The following is a 21,992-nucleotide window of genomic DNA, read 5'->3' on the forward strand; positions in this document are numbered from 1 at the left end:
ACTAGAACACCGGCGTGCCGTCCCGCGTGAGCTTCCAGTCCACCGACGCGAACTCCTTCGGGTCGAGCACACCCTTCGCGGTGACCCACTCGGCGATCCGGGTGCGGATCTCCGTCGACTCCGACCACAGCTCCTGCGCCGAGGCGACATGGGGGAAGGCGCCGCCGCCGTTGGCACGGTAGTTGTTCACCGCGAACACGAACTTCTGCGCGTCGTCGAGCGCGGCACCGTTGTAGGTCAGGTTCTTGATCCGCGAACCCGCCGCCTGGGCGATGTCGATGTCGTACGACAGCCCCGACACGTAGTCGTAGTTGTAGTCCGGGCGGCCGCCCGCGTTGGTCAGCTTCTCCACGTCCACCGCGGCACCGGCCGCCGTCTGCACGAAGTACTCCGCCGAGTACTCCAGGTACGCCTTGACCTGAGCACCCGTCATCAGCTTGGCGACCAGGGTGTTGTCGTACACGTACAGGCTCGACAGGTCCCGGATGGTCACGTTGCCCGCCGGGATCTGCGAGGTCCGCGAGAACGGCGACGCCTGCGAGATCACCGGCAGTTCGGCGTACTCGGTGCCCGCCAGCGCCGCCCTGGCCACGTCCTCCTGGACCTTGGTGATCAGGTCGATGATCGGGGCGTCCTTGTAGCGGGCGTCCACCGTGGTCAGCGTCGCCGTCGCGGTGCCGACGACCTGGTTGACGTACTCCACCACGACGTCGTGCTCGTCCTGGAGCAGCTTGGTGATCTCCGGGTCGTCCGCGACCGTCTTCGAATCACGCACGCTCGCCGCGACCGACTCGACCGTCCAACGGCCCTTGCTGAAGACCAGCTCGATGTCGAACAGCGACAGTCGCTGCGCGTAGCAGAGCGGCTCCGACAGCACGACCGTCTTCCCGGTCTGCTCGTTCGCCACCTTCAACTCGGCGATCTCCGTGTGCGCGTGGCCCACCAGAATCGCGTCGATGCCCGGCACCTGCTGCGCGACCAGCGCCGCCGAGTTCTCGATGTACGGCAGCTGGTCACCGTAGGAAGAGGTGCCGGAGGAACCGGAGTGCGCCGACACGACGACCACGTCCGCGCCCATCGAGCGAAGCTTCGGCACCCACTTCGCGGCCTGCTCCTCAAGCCCCGGGAAGGTCATCCTGCCCTGGACGTAGGCCTTGTCCCAGATCGCGATACCAGGGTTGGTGAGCCCGAGCACGGCGACCTTGACCGGCGGGGCGCCCTTCACCCGGAACGTCTTCATGAAGTACGGCGGGAACGCGGGCTTGAGCGTCTTCGCGTCCAGCGCGTTCGCGCCGAGCAGCGGGAAGTCGCACTGCTCCTCGAACTTGCGCAGCGTCTCGATGCCGTAGTTGAACTCGTGGTTGCCGAGCGCCACCGCGTCGTACCCGATGGCGTTCATCGCCTGCGCCATCGGGTGCACCGGGCCGCCCTTGGCGGTGATCGGGTCGACCTTGGCGTAGTAGTACGTCAGCGGCGTGCCCTGGATCGTGTCACCGGCGTCGATCAGCAGGGTGTTGCAGCGGCCCTTCTCCGCACGGACCTGCTCCACGAGCGTGGCGACCCGGGCGAGGCCCTTCGCATTGCCCTTGGCGTCGGTGTACTCCGCGTCCTTGAAGTAGTCCCAGTTGAAGACGTTGCCGTGCAGATCGGTGGTGCCCATCACCGTCAGGGAGTACCGCTTGGCGGGCCTCGGACCCTTCGTCACCTCGGCGGCCTCGGCCGCCGGCGCCGCCGCGGCACCGGCCAGTGCGACCCCCGCTCCGGTCACGGCCGACTTCTTCAGGAACTTCCGACGGTTCAGGGGCATGTCTCGGTTCTCCTCCGGATGGTTCATGACGCGCGTAGATCCCGGACCCGGCCGAGACCGACGCGCGTAGATTCTGACCCGGACATGGCGACGGGCAACAGGTCCAGGACGTTGCGATCTGGTGACCGAACCTATGAGTTGACGGGACCAGAACCCGCCAACCAGTGACACAGTGGGGCGTATGACCACGCCCGCCGTCCCCTACGGCACCCCCGACGCCCCGCGCATCGCCGTCCGCGGCGAGGCCCACCTCGAAGTCGACCCCGAGATCGGCCGCATCGGCATCACGGTCGCCTCCCGCGGCAAGGACCGACGCTCCGCCCTCGAAGACCTCACCCGCCGCAACGCCACCGCCCTCGACCTGGTCAAGTCTTACGGGGACGCGGTGGAACGACTGGAGACCGGCGCCTTCTCCGTACGACCCGAACTCACCAAACGCGGGCGCGGCGAACGCGTGCACACCTACCACGGCACCGTCCACCTCACCGCCGAACTCACCGACTTCACCGCACTCGGCGAACTCACCACCCGCCTCGCCGACTTGGACCTCACCCGCGTCGACGGCCCCTGGTGGGACCTGCGCCCCGACTCACCCGCCCACCGCCAGGCCCGAGAACGAGCCGTCCACGAAGCGGTCCAGCGCGCCCGCGAATACGCGGAAGCGCTCGGCACCTCACTCGCCGCCCTCGTCGAGATCGCCGACATCGGCGCCGAGGACGGCGGACCCCACCCCATGGCAGCCGGCCGCATGCGCTCCATGGCCTACGCGGAAGCCGCCGAGGACACCGTGACCGCCCTCGACCTCGAACCCCAGCGCCAGCACGTCTACGCCCAGGTGAATGCGCGATTCACCATGACGCCCCCGCGCCTGTAGTGCAATTCTCCGAATTTCGCTCACCAATTCGCTCATCAGAGCGACCCCCCGCACAATTCAACACTTGTCAATAGCCCTTCACGCAAAGGTTGTTGAGTAGTCATGCGGGACCAATTCGCTACCCACTGGTAAGCCCTAGGCTCTAAACATGCGCCGAGCGAAAATCGTCTGCACCCTGGGACCCGCCACCGACTCGTACGACCAGATAAAGGCACTGGTCGACGCCGGAATGGACGTGGCCCGCTTCAACCTCAGCCACGGCAGCCACGCCGACCACGAGGACCGCTACCAGCGCGTGCGCAAGGCCTCCGACGAGACCGGCCGCAGCGTCGGCCTCCTCGCCGACCTTCAAGGCCCGAAGATCCGCCTCGGCCGCTTCACCGAAGGACCCGTACTCCTTGAACGCGGCGACACCTTCACCATCACCGTGGAAGAGGGCGCGCAAGGCGACCGCGAGAGCTGCGGAACGACGTACCAGGGTCTCGCCGCCGACGTCACCCCCGGCGAACGCATCCTCGTCGACGACGGCAAGGTCTGCCTCGAAGTCACCGCAGTCGACGGCCCCCGCGTCCGCACGACGGTGATCGAAGGCGGCATGATCTCCGACCACAAGGGCCTGAACCTCCCCGGCGTCGCCGTCTCCGTCCCCGCCCTGTCCTCGAAGGACGAAGAAGACCTCCGCTGGGCCCTGCGCACCGGCTTCGACGTCATCGCCCTCTCCTTCGTACGCAGCGGCCGCGACATCGAGGACGTCCACCGCATCATGGACGAGGAGGGCCGCCGACTCCCCGTCATCGCCAAGGTGGAAAAACCCCAAGCCGTGGAGTCGATCGACGACATCGTCGCCGCCTTCGACGGCATCATGGTCGCCCGCGGCGACCTCGGCGTCGAAATGCCCCTGGAACAGGTCCCGATCGTCCAGAAGCGCGCCATCAAACTGGCCAAGCGCAACGCCAAACCGGTCATCGTGGCAACCCAGATGCTCGACTCGATGATCGACAACGCCCGCCCGACGCGCGCCGAGGCATCGGACGTGGCGAACGCGGTCATCGACGGCACGGACGCGGTGATGCTCTCCGGCGAGACCAGCGTGGGCAAGTACGCCATCGAAACGGTCCGCACGATGGCAAAGATCGTAGAAGCGGCGGAGGAAGACCTCCTGGCGAGGGGCCTCCCGCCTCTGACGGACAGCAACAAGCCCCGCACCCAAGGCGGAGCAGTAGCCCGAGCCGCAGCCGAGATGGGCGACTTCCTGGGCGCCAAATTCCTGGTCGCCTTCACCCAGTCCGGCGACACAGCCCGCCGCCTCTCCCGCTACCGCTCCCCAATCCCCCTGCTGGCCTTCACCCCCGAACCGTCAACCCGCTCCCAGCTCAACCTGACATGGGGTGTCGAAACGTTCCTGGGCCCGCATGTGGAATCGACGGATGCGATGGTCGAGCAGGTCGACGAACTGCTCCTGAAGTACGGCCGTTGCCAGAAGGGCGACACGGTGGTCATCACAGCGGGCTCGCCCCCCGGGGTATCGGGCTCGACGAACATGGTCCGCGTCCACCACATCGGCGAGGACGACAGCCCCAAGTAGCAGGCGGAGGGCCCCTCTTGAGGAGGGGCCCTTTTGTTGTCAGTGCTTGGGGCCTACGTGGGTGTCCAGGAGGGCTACGGAAGCCTTCCTGGCGACGGAGATGTTGAACGCGTTGCCGTTGCGGGCGTAGACGGCCCACTCGACCCCGAGCTTGTCGAGGGTGTCGGTGTAAAGCGCCCGGATGTCGTCTGACTTGTTGGTGAAGAAGTACCGCGGGTACTCGTAGCGCTTGCGCTCGCCGGAGACCATCCGGGTCGTCCAGTTGATGACGCGGCAGCCGTCGGAGTGGATGAGGCCGCGGATGAACTCCCAGGGGTGAGCGTCGACGACTGCCTGCTGCCAGGGTTCGAGAGTGATGCGGCGCTCGTGCTTCTTGCCGGGACCGTGTTGGGGGAAGAGGCAGGGCCAGTGCCCGCTGTAGCCGACCACGGAGGTGTATCCGACGGCCTGGACTCGGTACGCCTTCCCGCTGGGGTTGATCGCTTCGACTGCCGCGGCACACGCTTCGATGAGGCCGGGCCACGAGTCGGCGCAGGCGATGCGGAGGAAGTAGCCCTTCTTCATGCCTGGGCTGATGCAGCCGTCGCCCAGGTACAGGCCCAGCAGGTAGCTGTACGACGCCTTGTCCGATGGCGGCTCCGCCGCTGGACCGCAAAGCGAGCAAGGAGTCCGCTGCATACGGGGCAGCGGATCGATGCGCGCTTGCCATGAGCGGATAGCGGCGCGAGATATTCCTGTTTCCTTGCTGACGGAGTTGAGACTGCGCCCCTCCGCCACCAAGGCCAGAGTCAGCTTGCGTGTACCGAGGTCGTACATACGAACACCCTGTGGGAGTGATCGCGACGACACGCACCAAAAAGCGGATGTTCACGAGAACGGGAACATCCGCTTTCCGGTGAGTCCCTTGGAATCCAAGGAAAAGTGCCCCGAGTCGGATTCGAACCGACGCTGGATGGGTTTTGAATCCATGGCCTCTACCGCTGGGCTACCGGGGCCCACCTTCAATGTGAAGGTCGACGGTCACCCGCCGTGCCCTCACCTTATCGCAGCTAGGTAGGCTCTTGTCAGCAGCACCCCTGCCCCTGAACGAGGAGCCCCCGTGACCGCCCCCGAGTCGCCCCAGCCCGTAGACGCGCCCGACGACGACAAGTCGCACGTGCCTCCGCTGACGACCCGTGTCGTCATTGCCGAGGACGAGGCTTTGATTCGGCTCGATCTCAAAGAGATGCTCGAAGAAGAGGGGTACTCCGTCGTCGGTGAGGCCGGTGACGGTGAGCAGGCCATTGAGTTGGCTCGGGAGCACCGCCCCGACCTCGTCATTCTCGATGTGAAGATGCCCAAGATGGACGGCATCTCCGCCGCCGAGAAGATCGCCGAGGAGAGCATCGCACCGGTGCTCATGCTCACCGCCTTCTCGCAGCGCGACCTCGTCGAGCGGGCCCGGGACGCCGGTGCCATGGCCTACCTCGTCAAGCCGTTCAGCAAGAGTGATGTCGTGCCCGCCATTGAGATGGCCGTGTCGCGGTTCACCGAACTGAGGGAGTTGGAGAAGGAGGTCGCCGATCTCACCCAGCGGCTGGAGACGCGGAAGCTCGTCGACCGGGCGAAGTCGGTTCTTCAGACGGAGTATGGGCTGACCGAGCCCGCCGCCTTCCGGTGGATCCAGAAGACCTCCATGGACCGGCGGATGTCGATGCAGCAGGTCGCCGAGGCCGTCATTCAGGACGCCGAGGAGAAGAAGGCTGCCAAGGGCTGAGGCCCACGGCACACAGACAGAGCGAAGGCCCGCATCCCCGGCGAGGGGAGTGCGGGCCTTTGCCGTGACTGATCAGTCCTCGCCGAGGTAGGCCTTGCGGACCGACTCGTCGTGGAGGAGGTCCTGGCCGGTGCCGGACAGGACGATGTTGCCGACCTCCATGACGTGACCCTGGTCGGCGAGCGAGAGCGCCGCCTGGGCGTTCTGCTCGACCAGCAGGATCGTGGTGCCCTGCGACTTCAGCTCGGCGATCGTCGCCATGATCTTCTGCATCATGATCGGCGACAGGCCCATGGAGGGCTCGTCGAGCATCAGCAGCTTCGGCTGGGACATCAGGGCGCGGCCCATCGCCAGCATCTGCTGCTCACCGCCGGAGAGGGTGCCCGCCGCCTGGTTGCGGCGTTCTCCGAGGATGGGGAACAGGTCGTACGCCTTCTGGATGTCCTTCTCGATGCCCTCCTTGTCCTTCCGGAGGAAGGCGCCGAGCTGGAGGTTCTCGAAGATGGTCAGCCGGGGGAAGATGTGCCGGCCCTCGGGGGAGTGGGCAAGACCCAGCGCGACGATCTTGTGGGCGGCGATGCCGGTGAGCGGCTTGCCGTCGAACAGGATCTTCCCGGAAGAGGGCTTGAGGAGCCCCGACAGGGTGCGCAGGGTGGTGGTCTTGCCGGCGCCGTTGGTGCCGATCAGGGTGACGACCTGGCCCGCCTCCACGCTGAAGGAGATGCCCTTGACGGCCTCGATCTTGCCGTAGGCGACCCGGAGGTCCTCGACCTCAAGCAGTGCGGTCACTGGGCCTCCCCTTTCGTGCTGGTGGTGCTGGTGGCGTCGGCCGAGGCTTCCGCTGCCTCGACCTCGGCGGCTTCCGCCTGGCCGGGGTCGCCCTCGAACGGCTCGCCCAGGTATGCGGCGATGACTCGCTCGTCGGCCTGGACGACCTCGGAGGTGCCCTCGACGAGCTTCTCGCCCTGGACGAGGACGGAGACGCGGTCGCTCAGGTTGAAGACGAAGCGCATGTCGTGCTCGATGAGGAGGACGGCGATGCCCTTGTCGCGGATGGCGAAGACCAGTTCCTCCGTCGCCCGCGTCTCCTGCGGGTTCATACCGGCGGTCGGCTCGTCCAGGAGGAGCAGACCGGGGTCGGAGGCGAGGGCGCGCGCGATCTCCAGCTTGCGCTGCTCGCCGTAGGGGAGGTTACGAGCGAGGTGGTCCCGCTTGTGGGCGAGGCCGATGAACTCCAGGAGTTCCATGGCCCGTTCCTCGCTGGCCTTCTCCGCCTTCTTGAAGCCGGGGCCGCGCAGCAGCGCCGACCAGAGACCTTCCTTGGTCCGGGTGTGACGGCCGACCAGGACGTTCTCCAGGACCGTCATGTTGGCGAACAGCCGGATGTTCTGGAAGGTACGGGCGATGCCCGCCTGCGTGACCAGGTGCGGCTTGGGCGGCAGCACGGTGCCCTTGTAGGAGACCGTGCCCTCGGTGGGGACGTACAGGCCCGTCAGGCAGTTGAAGAAGGTCGTCTTGCCGGCGCCGTTGGGGCCGATCAGGCCGACGATCTCGCCGGAGTTCACCGTGAAGTCCACCGAGCGGACGGCGGTCAGACCGCCGAAGCGCATGGTGACGCCGCGGGCTTCGAGTACAGGTGTCGTCATGGTTCGTTACGCCCCTGCCTTGGTGACGGCCGGTTCGTCGGACAGCGTCGCTTGTTCTGGTACGTCGAGTTGGCCGGTCTCGTGGAATTCGAGCTGGCGGCGGCGGTTGGCGATGATGCCTTCCGGGCGGAAGCGCATCAGCAGTACCAGCGCGATACCAAAGGCCAGCAGCGACTTGTCCTGGAGGAAGTTGAGCTTCTCCGGGAGCAGGTAGAGCAGCGCCGCGCCGAGCAGCGGTCCTGCGACCGTGCCCATGCCGCCGAGGACGACGGCGGCCAGCAGGAACGCCGAGTTGGGCGGCGTGGAACCGGCGAACTGGTACGGCGTCGGCACCACGGAGTAGGTCACGTGCGCGCTGACCGTGCCCGCGAGGCCGGCGAGGGCCGCGCCGAGCGCGAAGGCGACGAGCTTGACCCGGAAGCCGTTGATGCCCATGGCGGTGGCGGCGGTCTCGTCCTCCCGGATGGCGATCCAGGAGCGGCCGATGCGGGAGTCCGCGGCGCGGGTGTAGACGAGGACCACGATGGCCATGATCAGGACCATCAGCAGGTAGTAGTTGGCGAACCGGCCGAGGGTGAAGCCGCCGATGTCGTGCGACTCGCCCATGTTGAACCCGAAGAAGCTCAGGTCCGGGATGGACGGGATGCCGTTGGGGCCGTTGGTGATGTCGGGGCCGGAGTCGCCGTCCATGTTGTTCACGGCGATTCGGAAGATCTCACCGAAGCCGAGGGTGACGATGGCGAGGTAGTCGCCGCGCAGCCGCAGGGTCGGGGCGCCGATCAGCACACCGAAGAGCAGCGAGGCGGCGGCGCCGGTCAGGGCGGCGGCCCAGAAGGGGAACTGGACGCCGGAGAACCGGGAGAACTCGGAGCCGGAGACCAGGGCCGCGGTGTAGGCGCCGACGCCGAGGAAGGCGACGTAACCGAGGTCCAGCAGGCCGGCGAGGCCGACGACGATGTTCAGGCCGAGCGCGACCGTACCGAAGATCAGGATGTTCACGCCGATGTTGGCGTAGTGGTCATCGGTCTGGGTGAAGGGGAACGCGATCGCCGCGACGAAGCCCATGGCCAGCGTGAAGCTGCGGTTGTGGGAGACGATGCGGGAGAAGGTGTCCAGCAGACCCGCGGTGTGCAGCGCCCACAGCGAGAAGCTGATCAGGATCAGGTAGCCGACGAACAGCTCGCCGTATTCGGTGTCGATGCCGTAGGTGAAGACGGCCAGGCCGATCGCCGTGACGACGGTGATGATGGCCCGCTCGACCCAGGGCGCGAGGCTCTTCGCGGCGGGGATCCGGTCCGGCTTGGCGACGTAGGTCTTGAGGTTTTCCTTGAGGTCGTCGCCGAGCTGCTCGGGCAGGGCGAGGGCGCCGAGCACGGGCAGCAGGGAGGCGATGGCCGCGATGTAGCCGCCGGGCTCCAGGTTCACGATGCCGTTGAGCTCCACGCAGATGGAGATGACGGTGAACCAGGTGGTGGCGAAGCCGCCGAGTGCCACGAGCACCAGCGGCGCGTTGTTCTTGGCGGGCATCAGCCAGCCCAGGCCGCGGATGCCGTAGGACGACAGCGCGAACAGGGTGGTGAGCAGTCCGGCGACGAAGGTCAGCCACTGGAGGCCGCCCGGGTATCCGGTGATGGTGAGGTCGCCGGGGAACTCGTCGGTCCAGGTCCAGGCGAGGAAGGCGGAGGCGGCGGTGGCGACACCGCCGGCCAGCAGCAGGGCGCGGGCCGCGGCGAGCGGCAGGGAGAGCAGTCCGCGGGCGGATGGGGTTGCCGCGGTCTCCGGGGTGTCCGGGGTGGTCTTCTGGATCTCAGTCACGTGATCACGCCCTGTCCGCGACGCGTTCGCCGAGCAGGCCCTGTGGCCTGACCAGGAGCACGAGGATGAGGAGGCAGAAGGCCCAGACGTTGGCCCAGCTCTGGCCGCCGAGCTGCTGCATGCCGGGGATCTCGTCGATGTAGGCGGAGGCCAGGGTCTCGGCGATGCCGAGGACGAGACCACCGAGCATGGCGCCGTAGATGTTGCCGATGCCGCCGAGGACGGCCGCGGTGAAGGCCTTGAGGCCCATCAGGAAGCCCATGCGGTAGTCGATGTTGCCGTACTTCAGGCCGTAGGCGACCGCGGCGACCGCGGCGAAGAAGCCGCCGATCGCGAAGGCTATGACGATGATGCGGTTGGTGTCGATGCCCATGAGCTGGGCGGTGTCCGGGTCCTGGGCGGTGGCCTGCATGGCGCGGCCGGTGCGGGACTTGCGGACGAAGAAGGCGAGGGCGGCCATGCAGATGATAGCGGCCAGGATCAGGAAGATGTCGGCGTCCTTGATGGTGATGGAGCCGATGTCGTGGGTGGCGTCGAGGCCGGGGAAGGCGATGGCTCGGTCGGCGCCGGGGTAGAAGTTACGGACGACTTCCTGGAGAGCCAGGGAGAGGCCGATGGCGGTGATGAGCGGTGCCAGGCGTGGTGCTCCGCGCAGTGGTCGGTAGGCGAACCGTTCCGCGCCGACGGCGATGAGTACGGCCACGAGGCCGCCGCCGATCAGCATGAGCGGGACGGCCACGGCCATCGCCGTGCCGTCGGGGAGGATGTAGAAGTAGACCGTGAAGGCGCCGAAGGCCCCGGTCATGAAGATCTCGCCGTGCGCGAAGTTGATGAGCTGGACGATGCCGTACACCATCGTGTAGCCGATGGCGATCAGCCCGTACATCGAGCCTAGAAGCAGCCCGTTGGCCAGCTGCTGCGGCAGGGTGTTCACCGCATGGCCTCCATGTCGCTGGATGTCGTGTGCACTATTCGCGTGCAGGGGTCTCTATGCACTGAGCGTGTGCAGGGTCTGGGTGTGAGAACGGGCCGCGCGGTCGGGGTCCCCTCCCGCGCGGCCCGCGATGCTGATGCGTTGCCTGGGTCAGCCGAGGTCGGCGGTGCCGGTCTTCACGGCCTTCCACTCACCCTTGACGACCTGGTAGACGGTGAGCTGCTTGTTGGTGGTGTCGCCGTACTCGTCGAAGGCGACCTTGCCGGACAGGCCCTCGAAGTCCGACTTCTGAACGCCCTCGACGACCTGGGCGCGGAGCTCGTTGATGTCGCTGGGGACCTTGCCGTCGTTGGCGTCCACGGCGGCCTTCACGGCCTTGATGATGGCGGTGGTGGCGTCGTAGGAGTACGCGCCGTAGGCGCCGTAGTCGCCCTTGTAGCCCTTGGACTTGTAGGTCTCGATGAAGGTCTTGGCGGCGGGCAGGGTGTCGGCGGGGACACCGATCGCGGTGGCGAGGTCGCCCTCGGTGGCCTTGCCGCCGGCCTCGATGTAGGTGGAGGCGAACATGCCGTCACCGCCGAACAGCGGGATCTTCACCCCGGCGTCCTTCATCTGCTTGGTGAGCAGCGCGGACTCGTCGTACTGGCCGCCGTAGTAGAGCAGGTCGGCGCCGGAGTTCTTGATCTTGGTGACGAGGGAGCCGAAGTCCTTGTCGCCGGTGTTGACGTGGTCGGTCTCGACGACCGAGCCACCCAGCTTCTTGAACTGCTCGTTGAAGATCTTCGCCAGACCGGCGCCGTAGGTCTGCTTGTCGTCGACGACGAAGGCCTTCTTCTTCTTGAGGCCGTTGAGCGCGTAGTCGGCGGCGAAGCTGCCCTGGAGCTCGTCGGTGGTGGCCGTACGGAAGTACGTGTCGAACGGCCGCTTCTTCTCCGTCTGCCAGTCCTTGCCCTGGGTCAGCTCCGGGGCGGTGTTGGACGGGGAGATCTGGACCATCTTGGCCGAGGCGAAGACCTGCTGCATCGTCTGGGCGACGCCGGAGTTCAGCGGGCCGACGGCGCCGACGGCGGTCTTGTCGCCGGTGATCGCGGTCGCGTTGGTCTGGCCGGTGGCCGGCTGCGCCTTGTCGTCGAACGCCTTCAGCTTGAAGGTCACGCCCGGGACGAGCTTGTTCTTGTTCGCGTCGTCGACAGCGATCTGGGCGCCGTACTGGATGCCGAGGCCGGTGGTGGAGTTCTCACCGGAGAGCGGGGCGTCGACACCAATGGTCAGCGTCGTGGTCTCGCCGCTGTCGCTGTCGCTGCCGCCGTTGTCGTCTCGGGAGCCGCAGGCGGTGAGGGACAGAGCTCCGGTCGCGAGGACGGAGGTAAGTATCACCAAGGAACGTCGCACAATCAGGTCCTTTCCGCAGTCACGTCCGCCCCGGTAGGGGCGGCGGGTGCTGCGCTGGTACCGAACTCCCGATGGAGCGGTGACTGGCCGTGACTCTAAGCCCGGTATGTGCGGATGGGCATCGGCGTGAGCTTCCTTGTGACTTTCTTGTTATGACGTGCCGGAGGGCGAGCTTCGGCCGAGGGGGCTCTCAGCCGTTTTGGCGGAATTTCCACTCAGTCCGCATTCTGAGAACTTGCACTTCCGGTTGGCCTTGGGCCCGGTCCAGGGGGTATGGGGTCGCAGGCCGCGTGAAGGAGGTCGGAAAGGTCCCGCGAGAATGCGCCACCGAAGATGAAGCTGTGGCGCTGTATTGCGTGAGTGTTACGCAGCGTTACGTCGAGATAGTGAAATCCCGCATCCAGGGGCAGTTCCGAACAGTCGGATACGGAAATCTCCACCGTGATACGCCGACTTGCCCCACCCGGCACGGTGAACTCGGGCCGGGGAGTGCTGTGGGCGCGGAGCCCGTCGAACGCGGCCCCCGTGACTCGCACGGTGACGTCGGGGCCCCGGAGTACCGATACGCGGAATCGGAAACTTCCCCTGGTGGCAACGGAGTTGGGCTCCTGGGCGGGGCCGAGGTAGTCCCATCTGGTGACGTTGGCGGGCCAGGCGGAGAGGTCGAGGGTCTCGCTGGGCTCGGGGTCGTCCGGGGTGAGGAGGAGGGCTCCGGCGGCACTGAGGGCGACGAGGGCGGCGGCGACGGCGGCCCTGCGGGCGCGGGGGGAGAGGGCGGCCCAGCGGCGCGCGAGCCGGTCCGTGCGGCGCGGCCCATCGGCCCCGATGACCTCGTAACTCTCATCCGGCTCAGGGGAGTTGACGGGTTCGACAGGACCGATGCCGGTCATGACGGGGGCCTCATGGACAAACGGTACTACCGGGGGCTGTATCGCTCCATGCGCCGTAGCTGCGGGTGGGCGCAGCGGCACCCGGCAAGCGCGGGCGAGCGCACCCACCCCCGGACTCAGCCGATCAGCCGGACACGCCCACAGGCTCGCCGTCCCCCGGCCGCACATCCCGAAGCAGGCAGGTCAGACGTGCAGTACACACCCGCTTACCGCCCTCGTCGCTGATCACGATCTCGTACGTCGCGGTCGACCGCCCCCGATGCACCGGCGTGGCCACCCCGGTCACCAGCCCCGACCGCACCCCCCGGTGATGCGTGCAGTTCAGGTCCACACCCACGGCGATCTTCGAAGACCCCCCGTGCAACATCGACCCCACCGACCCCAGCGTCTCCGCCAGCACCGCGGAAGCGCCCCCGTGCAGCAGCCCGTACGGCTGGGTGTTCCCCTCCACCGGCATCGTGCCGACGACCTTCTCCGCGGACGCCTCCAGGATCTGCACCCCCATCCGCGTCCCCAGGTGCCCCGCCGAGAACAGCGCGGGCAGGTCCACCCCGAGCGCGGCGTACTCGTCGATGACCTCTTGCGGGAACTGAACCTGCTGCTGCTCGCCCATGGGGCCGGACTCCGTTCGTCGTCGATCCGCTCCGGCGTCCGCCGGCACCTGAGCAAACGCTCAGTCGGTCGCCGATTGTTCCAGACGCACCACCACGGACTTGCTGGCCGGGGTGTTACTGGTGTCCGCGGTGGAGTCCAGCGGCACCAGCACATTGGTCTCCGGGTAGTACGCCGCCGCACACCCCCGCGCCGTCGGATAGTGCACGACCCGGAACCCCGGAGCCCGCCGCTCGACCCCGTCCTTCCACTCGCTGACCAGATCCACGTACGACCCGTCCGCGACCCGGAGCGTCCGAGCGTCCTCGGGGTTCACCAGCACTACACGCCGCCCGTTCTTGATCCCCCGGTAACGGTCGTCAAGGCCGTAGATCGTGGTGTTGTACTGGTCGTGCGACCGCAGCGTCTGAAGCAGCAGCCGCCCCTCGGGCAGTTCGGGGTACTCCACCGGCGCCGCCGTGAAGTTGGCCTTGCCCGTCGCCGTCGGGAACCGCCGCTCGTCACGCGGGGCGTGCGGCAGCGCGAACCCGCCGGGATGCGCCACGCGCGCGTTGAAGTCCTCGAACCCGGGGATCACCCGCGCGATACGGTCCCGGATCGTGGCGTAGTCCTTCTCGAACTCCTCCCACGGCACCCGGCTGTCCGCACCGAGCACCCGCCGCGCCAGCCGGCACACGATCGCCGGCTCGGACAGCAACTGCCCGCTCGCCGGTTCCAGCCGCCCGCGTGAGGCGTGCACCATGCCCATGGAGTCCTCGACGGTCACGAACTGCTCGCCGCCGCCCTGAAGGTCACGCTCGGTGCGGCCCAGCGTCGGCAGGATCAGCGCCCGCGCTCCCGTGACCGCGTGCGAGCGGTTCAGCTTGGTCGACACATGCACCGTCAGCCGCGCCCGCCGCATCGCCGCCTCGGTCACCTCGGTGTCGGGCGACGCCGACACGAAGTTGCCGCCCATCGCGAAGAACACCTTCGCCTTGTCGTCCCGCATCGCGCGGATGGCCCGGACGACGTCGTAGCCGTGCTCACGCGGCGGCGCGAACCCGAACTCCTTCTCCAGGGCGTCCAGGAAGGCCGGCGCGGGCCGCTCGAAGATGCCCATCGTGCGGTCGCCCTGCACGTTGGAGTGCCCGCGCACCGGGCACACGCCCGCGCCCGGCCGCCCGATGTTGCCGCGCAGCAGCAGGAAGTTGACCACCTCGCGGATGGTCGGCACCGCGTGCTTGTGCTGGGTGAGGCCCATCGCCCAGCAGACGATGGTCCGCTCGGAGGCCAGGATCATCCCCAGCGCCCGCTCGATCTCCTCCTGGGTGAGCCCGGTCGCGGTGAGCGTCTCGTCCCAGTCGGCGGCCCGCGCGGCGGCGGCGAACTCCTCGTAGCCGTGGGTGTGTTCGCGGACGAACTCCTCGTCGACCGCGCCCTCCGTGTCGAGGATCAGCTTGTTCAGCAGCCGGAACAGCGCCTGGTCGCCGCCGATGCGGATCTGGAGGAACAGATCGTTGAGCGCGGCGCCCTTGAGCATGCCCTGCGGTGTCTGCGGATTCTTGAACCGCTCCATCCCCGCCTCGGGCAGCGGGTTGACGCTGATCACCTTGGCGCCGTTCGCCTTGGCCTTCTCCAGCGCGGACAGCATCCGGGGGTGGTTGGTGCCCGGGTTCTGACCGGCCACGATGATCAGATCGGCCTGGTAGAGGTCCTCCAGCAGGACGCTGCCCTTGCCGATGCCGATGGTCTCGCTGAGTGCCGAACCCGACGACTCGTGGCACATGTTCGAGCAGTCCGGCAGGTTGTTCGTGCCGAACTCGCGGGCGAAGAGCTGGTAGAGGAACGCGGCCTCGTTGCTGGTCCGCCCGGAGGTGTAGAAGAGGGCCTCGTCCGGGGAGCCGAGCGCGGCCAGTTCCTCGGCGACGATGTCGAAGGCGCGCTCCCAGGTGACCGGCTCGTAGCGGTCGCCGCCCTCGGGGAGGTACATGGGGTGCGTCAGCCGCCCCTGCTGGCCCAGCCAGTACCCGCTGCGGGTGGCCAGGTCGGCGACGGGGTGCGCGGCGAAGAACTCCGGGGTCACCCGGCGCAGGGTGGCCTCCTCGGCGACCGCCTTCGCGCCGTTCTCGCAGAACTCCGCGGTGTGCCGGTGCTCCGGCTCCGGCCAGGCGCAGCCGGGGCAGTCGAAGCCGTCCTTCTGGTTGACCCGCAGCAGCGTCAGCGCGGTCCGCTTCACGCCCATCTGCCGCTGGGCGATGCGCAGGGTGTGGCCGATGGCGGGCAGACCGGCGGCCGCGTGCTTCGGCTCGGCGACCTGCGGCGCGTCCTGCACCGGATCACCCTTGGGCGGCTTCGTCGCCATCGCACGCTCTCCTTACGACTGCGTATGTGAGGTACATCTCCGATCCTCGCACGTGTCACCGACACCGGTCGGCCCCGGGTTGCGCACCCGACGCGAGCGATGCTTGCGCGATCCGGTCGGGCACCGCCGATCCGGCGGTGGGCCCCCACTGTCAGTGCGGCGTGGCAGGATCGGGGACGTGGCAGAGACAGCATCGAAGAAGACCGAAACGACCCCCGGCGGCGGCCGTCCGCGACTGATGCTCATGGACGGGCATTCCCTGGCCTACCGCGCGTTCTTCGCGCTGCCCGCGGAGAACTTCACGACCGCGACCGGCCAGCCGACGAACGCCATCTACGGCTTCGCGTCGATGCTGGCCAACACCCTGCGCGACGAGGCGCCGACCCACTTCGCGGTCGCCTTCGACGTGTCCCGCAAGACCTGGCGCTCCGAGGAGTTCACCGAGTACAAGGCGAACCGCTCCAAGACCCCGGACGAGTTCAAGGGCCAGGTCGAGCTGATCGGCGAGCTGCTCGACGCGATGCATGTCTCCCGCTTCGCCGTGGACGGCTTCGAGGCCGACGACGTGATCGCCACGCTCGCCACCCAGGCCGAGGCCGAGGGCTTCGAGGTGCTGATCGTCACCGGCGACCGTGACTCCTTCCAGCTGGTGAGCGAGCACACGACCGTGCTCTACCCGACGAAGGGCGTCTCCGAGCTGACCCGGTTCACCCCGGAGAAGGTCATCGAGAAGTACGGGTTGACGCCCGCGCAGTACCCCGACTTCGCCGCCCTGCGCGGCGACCCGTCCGACAACCTGCCGGGCATCCCGGGCGTCGGCGAGAAGACGGCCGCGAAGTGGATCAACCAGTTCGGTTCGTTCGCGGAGCTGGTCGAGCGGGTCGAGGAGGTCAAGGGCAAGGCGGGCCAGAACCTCCGCGACCACCTGGAGGCGGTCAAGCTCAACCGCCGCCTCACCGAGATGGTGCGCACCGTCGAGCTGCCGAAGACGGTCGCCGACCTGGAGCGGGCCGCGTACGACCGCAAGGGCGTCGCGATGGTCCTGGACACCCTGGAGATCCGTAACCCCTCCCTGCGGGAGCGGCTGCTGGCCGTCGACCCCGGCTCCGAGGAGGCGGAGGAGACCCCGGCCGTCGCGGAAGGCGTGGAGCTGGACGGCCAGGTGCTGGGCACCGGCGAGCTGGCCCCCTGGCTGGCCGAGCACGCCGACGGGCAGGCTCTCGGTGTCGCCACCGTCGACACCTGGGCGCTGGGTACCGGCTCGGTCGCCGAGGTCGCGCTGGCCACGCCCGACGGCCCCGCCGCCTGGTTCGACCCGTCCGAGCTGGACGAGGCCGACGAGACGGCGTTCACCGCCTGGCTGGCCGACGCCGCCCGCCCCAAGGTCTTCCACAATGCCAAGGGCGCGATGCGGGTCTTCGCCGAGCACGGCTGGAGCGTGGACGGCGTCACCATGGACACCGCCCTCGCCGCCTACCTGGTCAAGCCGGGCCGCCGCTCCTTCGACCTGGACGCGTTGTCCCTGGAGTACCTCCACCGCGAGCTGGCCCCCGCCGCCACGGCCGACGGCCAGCTCGCCTTCGGCGCGGACGACGGCGCCGAGGCCGAGGCGCTGATGGTGCAGGCCCGTGCCGTCCTCGACCTGGGCGAGGCCTTCGAGGCCCGTCTTGAGGAGGTCGGCGCCGCCGATCTGCTGCGCGACATGGAGCTGCCCACCTCCGCGCTGCTGGCCCGGATGGAACGGCACGGCATCGCCGCGGACCGCGCCCACCTGGAAGCCATGGAACAGATGTTCGCCGGTGCGGTGCAGCAGGCGGTGAAGGAGGCCCACGCGGCGGCCGGACACGAGTTCAACCTCGGCTCGCCCAAGCAGCTCCAGGAGGTCCTCTTCGGCGAGCTGGGCCTGCCCAAGACCAAGAAGACCAAGACCGGCTACACCACCGACGCCGACGCCCTGGCCTGGCTCGCGGGCCAGACCGAGAACGAGCTCCCGGTGATCATGCTCCGCCACCGTGAGCAGGCGAAGCTGCGGGTCACCGTCGAGGGCCTGATCAAGACGATCGCCGCGGACGGCCGGATCCACACCACCTTCAACCAGACGGTCGCCGCCACCGGCCGGCTGTCCTCCACCGACCCCAACCTCCAGAACATCCCCGTCCGCACGGACGAGGGCCGCGCGATCCGCCGCGGCTTCGTGGTCGGCGAGGGCTTCGAGTCCCTGATGACGGCCGACTACAGCCAGATCGAGCTGCGCGTGATGGCCCACCTCTCCGCCGACGAGGGCCTCATCGAAGCCTTCACCTCGGGCGAGGACCTGCACACCACGGCCGCCTCGCAGGTCTTCGCGGTCGAGCCCGGCGCGGTGGACGCGGAGATGCGCCGCAAGATCAAGGCGATGTCCTACGGCCTGGCGTACGGCCTCTCGGCCTTCGGTCTCTCTCAGCAGCTGAACATCGAGGCGGGCGAGGCACGCGCCCTGATGGACGCCTACTTCGAGCGCTTCGGCGGCGTACGGGACTATCTGCGCCGAGCCGTCGACGAGGCCCGCGCGACCGGCTACACGGCGACCCTCTTCGGCCGCCGCCGCTACCTGCCCGACCTCAACAGCGACAACCGGCAGCGCCGCGAGGCGGCCGAGCGCATGGCCCTGAACGCCCCGATCCAGGGCACGGCGGCCGACATCGTCAAGATCGCCATGCTCAAGGTCGACGCGGCGCTCCGCGAAGCCGACCTGAAGACCCGCATGCTCCTCCAGGTCCACGACGAAATCGTCCTGGAGGTCGCCCCCGGCGAGCGGGAGCGGGCGGAGGCCCTGGTCCGCGAGCAGATGTCCAGCGCGGTGAGCCTGGACGTACCGCTCGGGGTGTCGGTGGGCGACGGGGCCGACTGGGAGTCGGCGGCGCACTAGGAAATCAGGGGAAGGGAAACTCCCCAGGGGCGCGGGGCTGTGCCGATTTGCGGCTACCGCCGCGTGGGCGCGACACGCCACAGACAACCCGCGCCCCTAAGCACAACAACAACCAGGCAGACGCGAAGAACCATCACTCGCGTGGCCCCTGCAAAGACGCCAGCCCACACCCAGGCCCGTCAGGATGCGGGCATGGGCATACGAACACTCCGCCGGAAACCAAGGGCACGGACCTTCGAGCCCGCCGCCGGAACTCCCCGCATCCCCGCCGACCCCGCGGCGACCGTCCTCCTCTGGGCGGAGCTCCTCCTCGCTACCGCAGTACGAGCGTCGCGTCCCGCACCGCAGCCGGACGCCACACCCTGACCGCCACGGCGTACCCCAGCACGCCCAGGACGAGCCCCGCCCCCGCCCCGAAGCACAGAGTCGGAATCAGTTCCCACGGCTTGGCGCGTGACCCCCAGTACGCCCACCACCGCACGGCCCGCAGCACCGCGAGCACCACAGGCAACCCGAGCAGGGGCACAAGGGCCAGCCACCGGTCCCGCACCGACAGCGCCGGCACCCCGACCGGACCGACGCCGCCCGGAACCCGCCGTAGCGCCACCGTCAGGAACACCGCGATGACGATCGCGGCGACCGCGGAACCGCCGTACTGGAGATACCAGTACAGAGGCGACCCCGCGATCTCCTCGCCGAGGACGGGGAACAGGCGCATGCCCCAGCGGTCGAGGTGGGTGAAGGCGTCCCACACCACGTGGGTCAGGGAGCCGAGCACCGCGGAGACGTACCACCACAGCAGCAGATCCGGCCGAACACGCGCGCGTGGCGCACCGCAGCGCAGCAGGGCGGCCGGCCGGCCCTGGCGGGACGGCGGCAGCAGGGCCACCAAGGGCTCGCGCACCAGCAGCCAGAGGCCCACCAGCGCCCAGCTGAGGACGACATCGACCGTGAGAACGCCCGCGAAGGAGTGCGTGACATCGCCGAACTCCATCGCGCCGGGCACGCCGCTGGCCGCGTAATAGGTGAGGTCGGGGCCGAAGGAGCCCGCCACGAGGACGGCCGGGACCAGTCGGCCCCGGCCCGTTCCGTCGGTGCGTACGGCGGGCAGAACCGCCGCCGCATGGCTCAAGGTGAACGGCACCGCGGCTCCTCGCTGGGGGTGTGATCGACGCGCCAAGTATCACGTATGGACGGCCGGTGAATATCGGACGCGAACGGGTGCCCGAGGCGCGGAAGTTGTCGTAGGGTCACTTGGGTCGGCGCGCGGGGAGTGCGTCCGGCGTGCGGACAAAAACGGACGGATGCTCGCGGCGCACCACCGAACGGCCGCATGAGCGCAACCCCCGCGGCGGGTCGTTCGTCACAACAGGGCGACGGGACAGACAGAGACGGGCGCTCGGGCGTCCACGGGAGGGGTTCACTCTATGTCGGCGCAATTCGGCAGGAGGCTGTACAAGGGTGCGGCCACCGCCGCCGTGGCCGCGCTCGCGGTCGCGGCGCTGTCCGGCTCCCAGGCTCCCGGAGTGACGGCCGACGACCAGGGCAGACGGACCACCTCCGACACCACGCCCTCCCCGGACGCCCTCGCGGACGACAGCGCGACCGGCAACTCGCCGTACTACACGGACCTGCCGCCCCTCGACAGCCCCAAGCCCTCGCCCAGCGCGGGCGGGACGGGCGGCACCGGCACCGACTCCGAGTCCGGCATACCCGCGACCGTGCTGGACGCCTACAAGCAGGCCGCCGCCTCGCTCCAGGAGTCCAAGCCCGGCTGCAACCTGCCCTGGGAACTGCTCGCCGCCATCGGCCATGTCGAGTCGGGCCACGCCCGCGGCGGCCGGGTCAACGCCGACGGCACCACCACCTCCCCGATCCTCGGCCCCCAGCTCAACGGCAACGGCTTCGCCAGCATCAGCGACACCGACAACGGCGCCTACGACGGGGACAGCTCCTACGACCGTGCCGTGGGGCCGATGCAGTTCATCCCGTCCACCTGGGAGTGGGCGGGCCGCGACGGCAACGGCGACGGCGAGAAGGACCCCAACAACGTCTACGACGCCGCGCTCGCCGCGGGCGGCTATCTGTGCCGCTTCGGCTGGGACCTGTCCGACCCGTCCGACCTCAAGAGCGCGATCCTCAGCTACAACAACTCCACGGACTACCTGAACACGGTCCTGGCGTGGCTGGAGCACTATCGCAAGGGCGTCGACGAGATCCCCGACGGCACCGGCACGATCCCCGACGACCGCAGCGACGACGGCAGCGGCGCCAACGTCCAGCCGTCGCCCCCCGCCTCGCAGTCGCCGAGCACTCCGCCCAGCACGCCCCCGTCCACGCCGCCGAGCACGCCGCCTTCGACGCCCCCGCCCAGCACGCCTCCGTCCACGACCCCGCCGACGCCCACCGACACGGTGCACCACCTGGAGGACGCCGACACCGCCCTGCTCAAGGCGATGGCGGGCGACGCGTTCGGCGAGCGGATCAGCACCCGGGCCGAGACCTCGGCCGGCAAGGCCGTCGCCAAGGTGCGCATCCGCTTCACGATCGTCGGCGACACCGACGCGGTCTTCACCGGCGGCGAGAAGTACGCCACCGCCCTCACCAACAGCAGCGGCACCGCCGTGGCGCCCGCGCTCCAGGCGGGCGAGGAGACCGGCGACTTCATCGTCCGGACCACCGTCGTGGGCCGCTCGATCCCCGGCCTCGACTACACGGCCACCGTCACCGAGCGCGCCGCCGACACCCTCGCCCGCACCGGCGAGGAGGCGCTGACCTGCGTGCCGGGCGGCGAGTTCGCCGACCAGGTGGAGGTGAAGGCCACCTACAAGGGCGCCGTCGCCGACAAGGTCGCGGCCACCGCCACCCTGATCAAGTCCGCCGAGGACCCGACCGCCAACGACAAGGGCCCCTACTTCAAGGACGCCGAGGGCAAGCCCGTACGCACCCTCACCGGCCTGAAGACGGACGCCGACGGCCTGCTCAAGCTGCCGAAGCTGTACGCCGACGACACCACCGGCACCTTCCTGCTCCGCATCAACACCGCGGGCGGCGCGACCCTGACGGTCGAACTGACCGTGGCCGCGGCCGAGTCGACCACACCGGACACCACGGAGTCACCCTCGCCGTCCGCGAGCCCCAGCGCGTAGACCCCTTTGCCACGACGACGGCGGCGCCCTCCCCAGCGGAGCGCGCCGCCGTCGTCGTGCACGACGTGTTCTCATCTCGCCCGCCCGTTGCTACGGTGCCGGACCTGACGACCTATCAGCTCCGGTCCGTGGGGAGGCACCGTGCGCGCCCTGATCGCCGCAGCCACCGGTCTCGCCGTCGCGCTCGCCCTGGTGTTCACCCTCACCGCGCTGGGCACGCCGACCGGCGAGACCTCCCCGAAGCCGATGCTGACCACGGTGCCCGCACACCCGTAACCGCCCG

General features: G+C 68.8%; 16 protein-coding genes and 1 tRNA gene. 6 read left to right on the forward strand and 11 right to left on the reverse strand.

All coding sequences use genetic code 11. From position 1 onward, the window contains the following. Position 1 precedes the first annotated feature (1 nt). The gene (locus BN159_RS31950) at positions 2-1,807 is read right to left on the reverse strand and encodes a bifunctional metallophosphatase/5'-nucleotidase (protein WP_015661164.1); all 1,806 of its coding nucleotides are present in this window, start codon (positions 1,805-1,807) and stop codon (positions 2-4) included. 181 nt (positions 1,808-1,988) lie between these two features. On the opposite strand from BN159_RS31950, the gene BN159_RS31955 reads away from it, so the two are divergent. Then, complete coding sequence (locus BN159_RS31955) at positions 1,989-2,681, forward strand: SIMPL domain-containing protein (protein ID WP_015661165.1); 693 nt, start codon at positions 1,989-1,991, stop codon at positions 2,679-2,681. Between the two features lie 148 nt (positions 2,682-2,829). Then, positions 2,830-4,266: a pyruvate kinase gene (gene pyk, locus BN159_RS31960; protein WP_015661166.1), complete on the forward strand. Its 1,437-nt coding sequence runs from the start codon at positions 2,830-2,832 to the stop codon at positions 4,264-4,266. A gap of 39 nt (positions 4,267-4,305) precedes the next feature. Here the strand turns inward: pyk and BN159_RS31965 are convergent, their stop codons facing one another. Continuing rightward, complete coding sequence (locus BN159_RS31965) at positions 4,306-5,082, reverse strand: helix-turn-helix domain-containing protein (protein ID WP_015661167.1); 777 nt, start codon at positions 5,080-5,082, stop codon at positions 4,306-4,308. Positions 5,083-5,188: 106 nt separating this feature from the next. Further along, positions 5,189-5,261, reverse strand: a tRNA-Leu gene (locus BN159_RS31970). Positions 5,262-5,365: 104 nt separating this feature from the next. Between BN159_RS31970 and BN159_RS31975 the strand changes: the two genes are divergently transcribed. After that, positions 5,366-6,022: an ANTAR domain-containing response regulator gene (locus tag BN159_RS31975; RefSeq protein WP_015661168.1), complete on the forward strand. Its 657-nt coding sequence runs from the start codon at positions 5,366-5,368 to the stop codon at positions 6,020-6,022. Between the two features lie 72 nt (positions 6,023-6,094). Here the strand turns inward: BN159_RS31975 and BN159_RS31980 are convergent, their stop codons facing one another. The 7 genes from BN159_RS31980 to BN159_RS32015 form a co-directional block, all read right to left on the reverse strand. Then, positions 6,095-6,811: an ABC transporter ATP-binding protein gene (locus BN159_RS31980; protein ID WP_015661169.1), complete on the reverse strand. Its 717-nt coding sequence runs from the start codon at positions 6,809-6,811 to the stop codon at positions 6,095-6,097. Next, positions 6,808-7,668, reverse strand: a complete 861-nt coding sequence (locus tag BN159_RS31985; protein WP_041820112.1) for an ABC transporter ATP-binding protein — start codon at positions 7,666-7,668, stop codon at positions 6,808-6,810. Before BN159_RS31985 ends, BN159_RS31980 begins: the two co-directional genes overlap by 4 nt. 6 nt (positions 7,669-7,674) lie before the next feature. Further along, positions 7,675-9,483: a branched-chain amino acid ABC transporter permease gene (locus BN159_RS31990; RefSeq protein ID WP_015661171.1), complete on the reverse strand. Its 1,809-nt coding sequence runs from the start codon at positions 9,481-9,483 to the stop codon at positions 7,675-7,677. Between the two features lie 4 nt (positions 9,484-9,487). Further along, entirely contained in the window at positions 9,488-10,417 is a 930-nt protein-coding gene (locus BN159_RS31995; RefSeq protein ID WP_015661172.1) for a branched-chain amino acid ABC transporter permease, read from the reverse strand. Between the two features lie 150 nt (positions 10,418-10,567). After that, positions 10,568-11,797, reverse strand: a complete 1,230-nt coding sequence (locus BN159_RS32000; protein WP_041820117.1) for a branched-chain amino acid ABC transporter substrate-binding protein — start codon at positions 11,795-11,797, stop codon at positions 10,568-10,570. A 1,026-nt stretch (positions 11,798-12,823) separates the two neighbouring features. Then, the gene (locus tag BN159_RS32010) at positions 12,824-13,312 is read right to left on the reverse strand and encodes a hotdog fold thioesterase (RefSeq protein ID WP_015661175.1); all 489 of its coding nucleotides are present in this window, start codon (positions 13,310-13,312) and stop codon (positions 12,824-12,826) included. 60 nt (positions 13,313-13,372) lie between these two features. Beyond that, positions 13,373-15,652: an FdhF/YdeP family oxidoreductase gene (locus BN159_RS32015; RefSeq protein ID WP_015661176.1), complete on the reverse strand. Its 2,280-nt coding sequence runs from the start codon at positions 15,650-15,652 to the stop codon at positions 13,373-13,375. 178 nt (positions 15,653-15,830) lie between these two features. Between BN159_RS32015 and polA the strand changes: the two genes are divergently transcribed. Next, on the forward strand, positions 15,831-18,560 hold the full coding sequence (polA, locus tag BN159_RS32020) for a DNA polymerase I (protein WP_015661177.1): 2,730 nt from the start codon (positions 15,831-15,833) through the stop codon (positions 18,558-18,560). A gap of 313 nt (positions 18,561-18,873) precedes the next feature. Here polA and BN159_RS32025 read toward each other — a convergent pair whose 3' ends face one another. Further along, positions 18,874-19,704, reverse strand: coding sequence for a DUF4184 family protein (locus BN159_RS32025; RefSeq protein WP_015661178.1), 831 nt, complete (start codon positions 19,702-19,704; stop codon positions 18,874-18,876). A gap of 283 nt (positions 19,705-19,987) precedes the next feature. Between BN159_RS32025 and BN159_RS32030 the strand changes: the two genes are divergently transcribed. Beyond that, complete coding sequence (locus BN159_RS32030) at positions 19,988-21,709, forward strand: lytic transglycosylase domain-containing protein (RefSeq protein WP_015661179.1); 1,722 nt, start codon at positions 19,988-19,990, stop codon at positions 21,707-21,709. A 141-nt stretch (positions 21,710-21,850) separates the two neighbouring features. After that, positions 21,851-21,985 carry an SPW_0924 family protein gene (locus BN159_RS45400; protein WP_015661180.1) on the forward strand — a complete coding sequence of 45 codons (135 nt, stop codon included), beginning with the start codon at positions 21,851-21,853 and terminating at the stop codon, positions 21,983-21,985. Positions 21,986-21,992: the final 7 nt, after the last annotated feature.

Source organism: Streptomyces davaonensis JCM 4913, from assembly GCF_000349325.1.
Taxonomy (GTDB): Bacteria; Actinomycetota; Actinomycetes; order Streptomycetales; family Streptomycetaceae; genus Streptomyces; species Streptomyces davaonensis.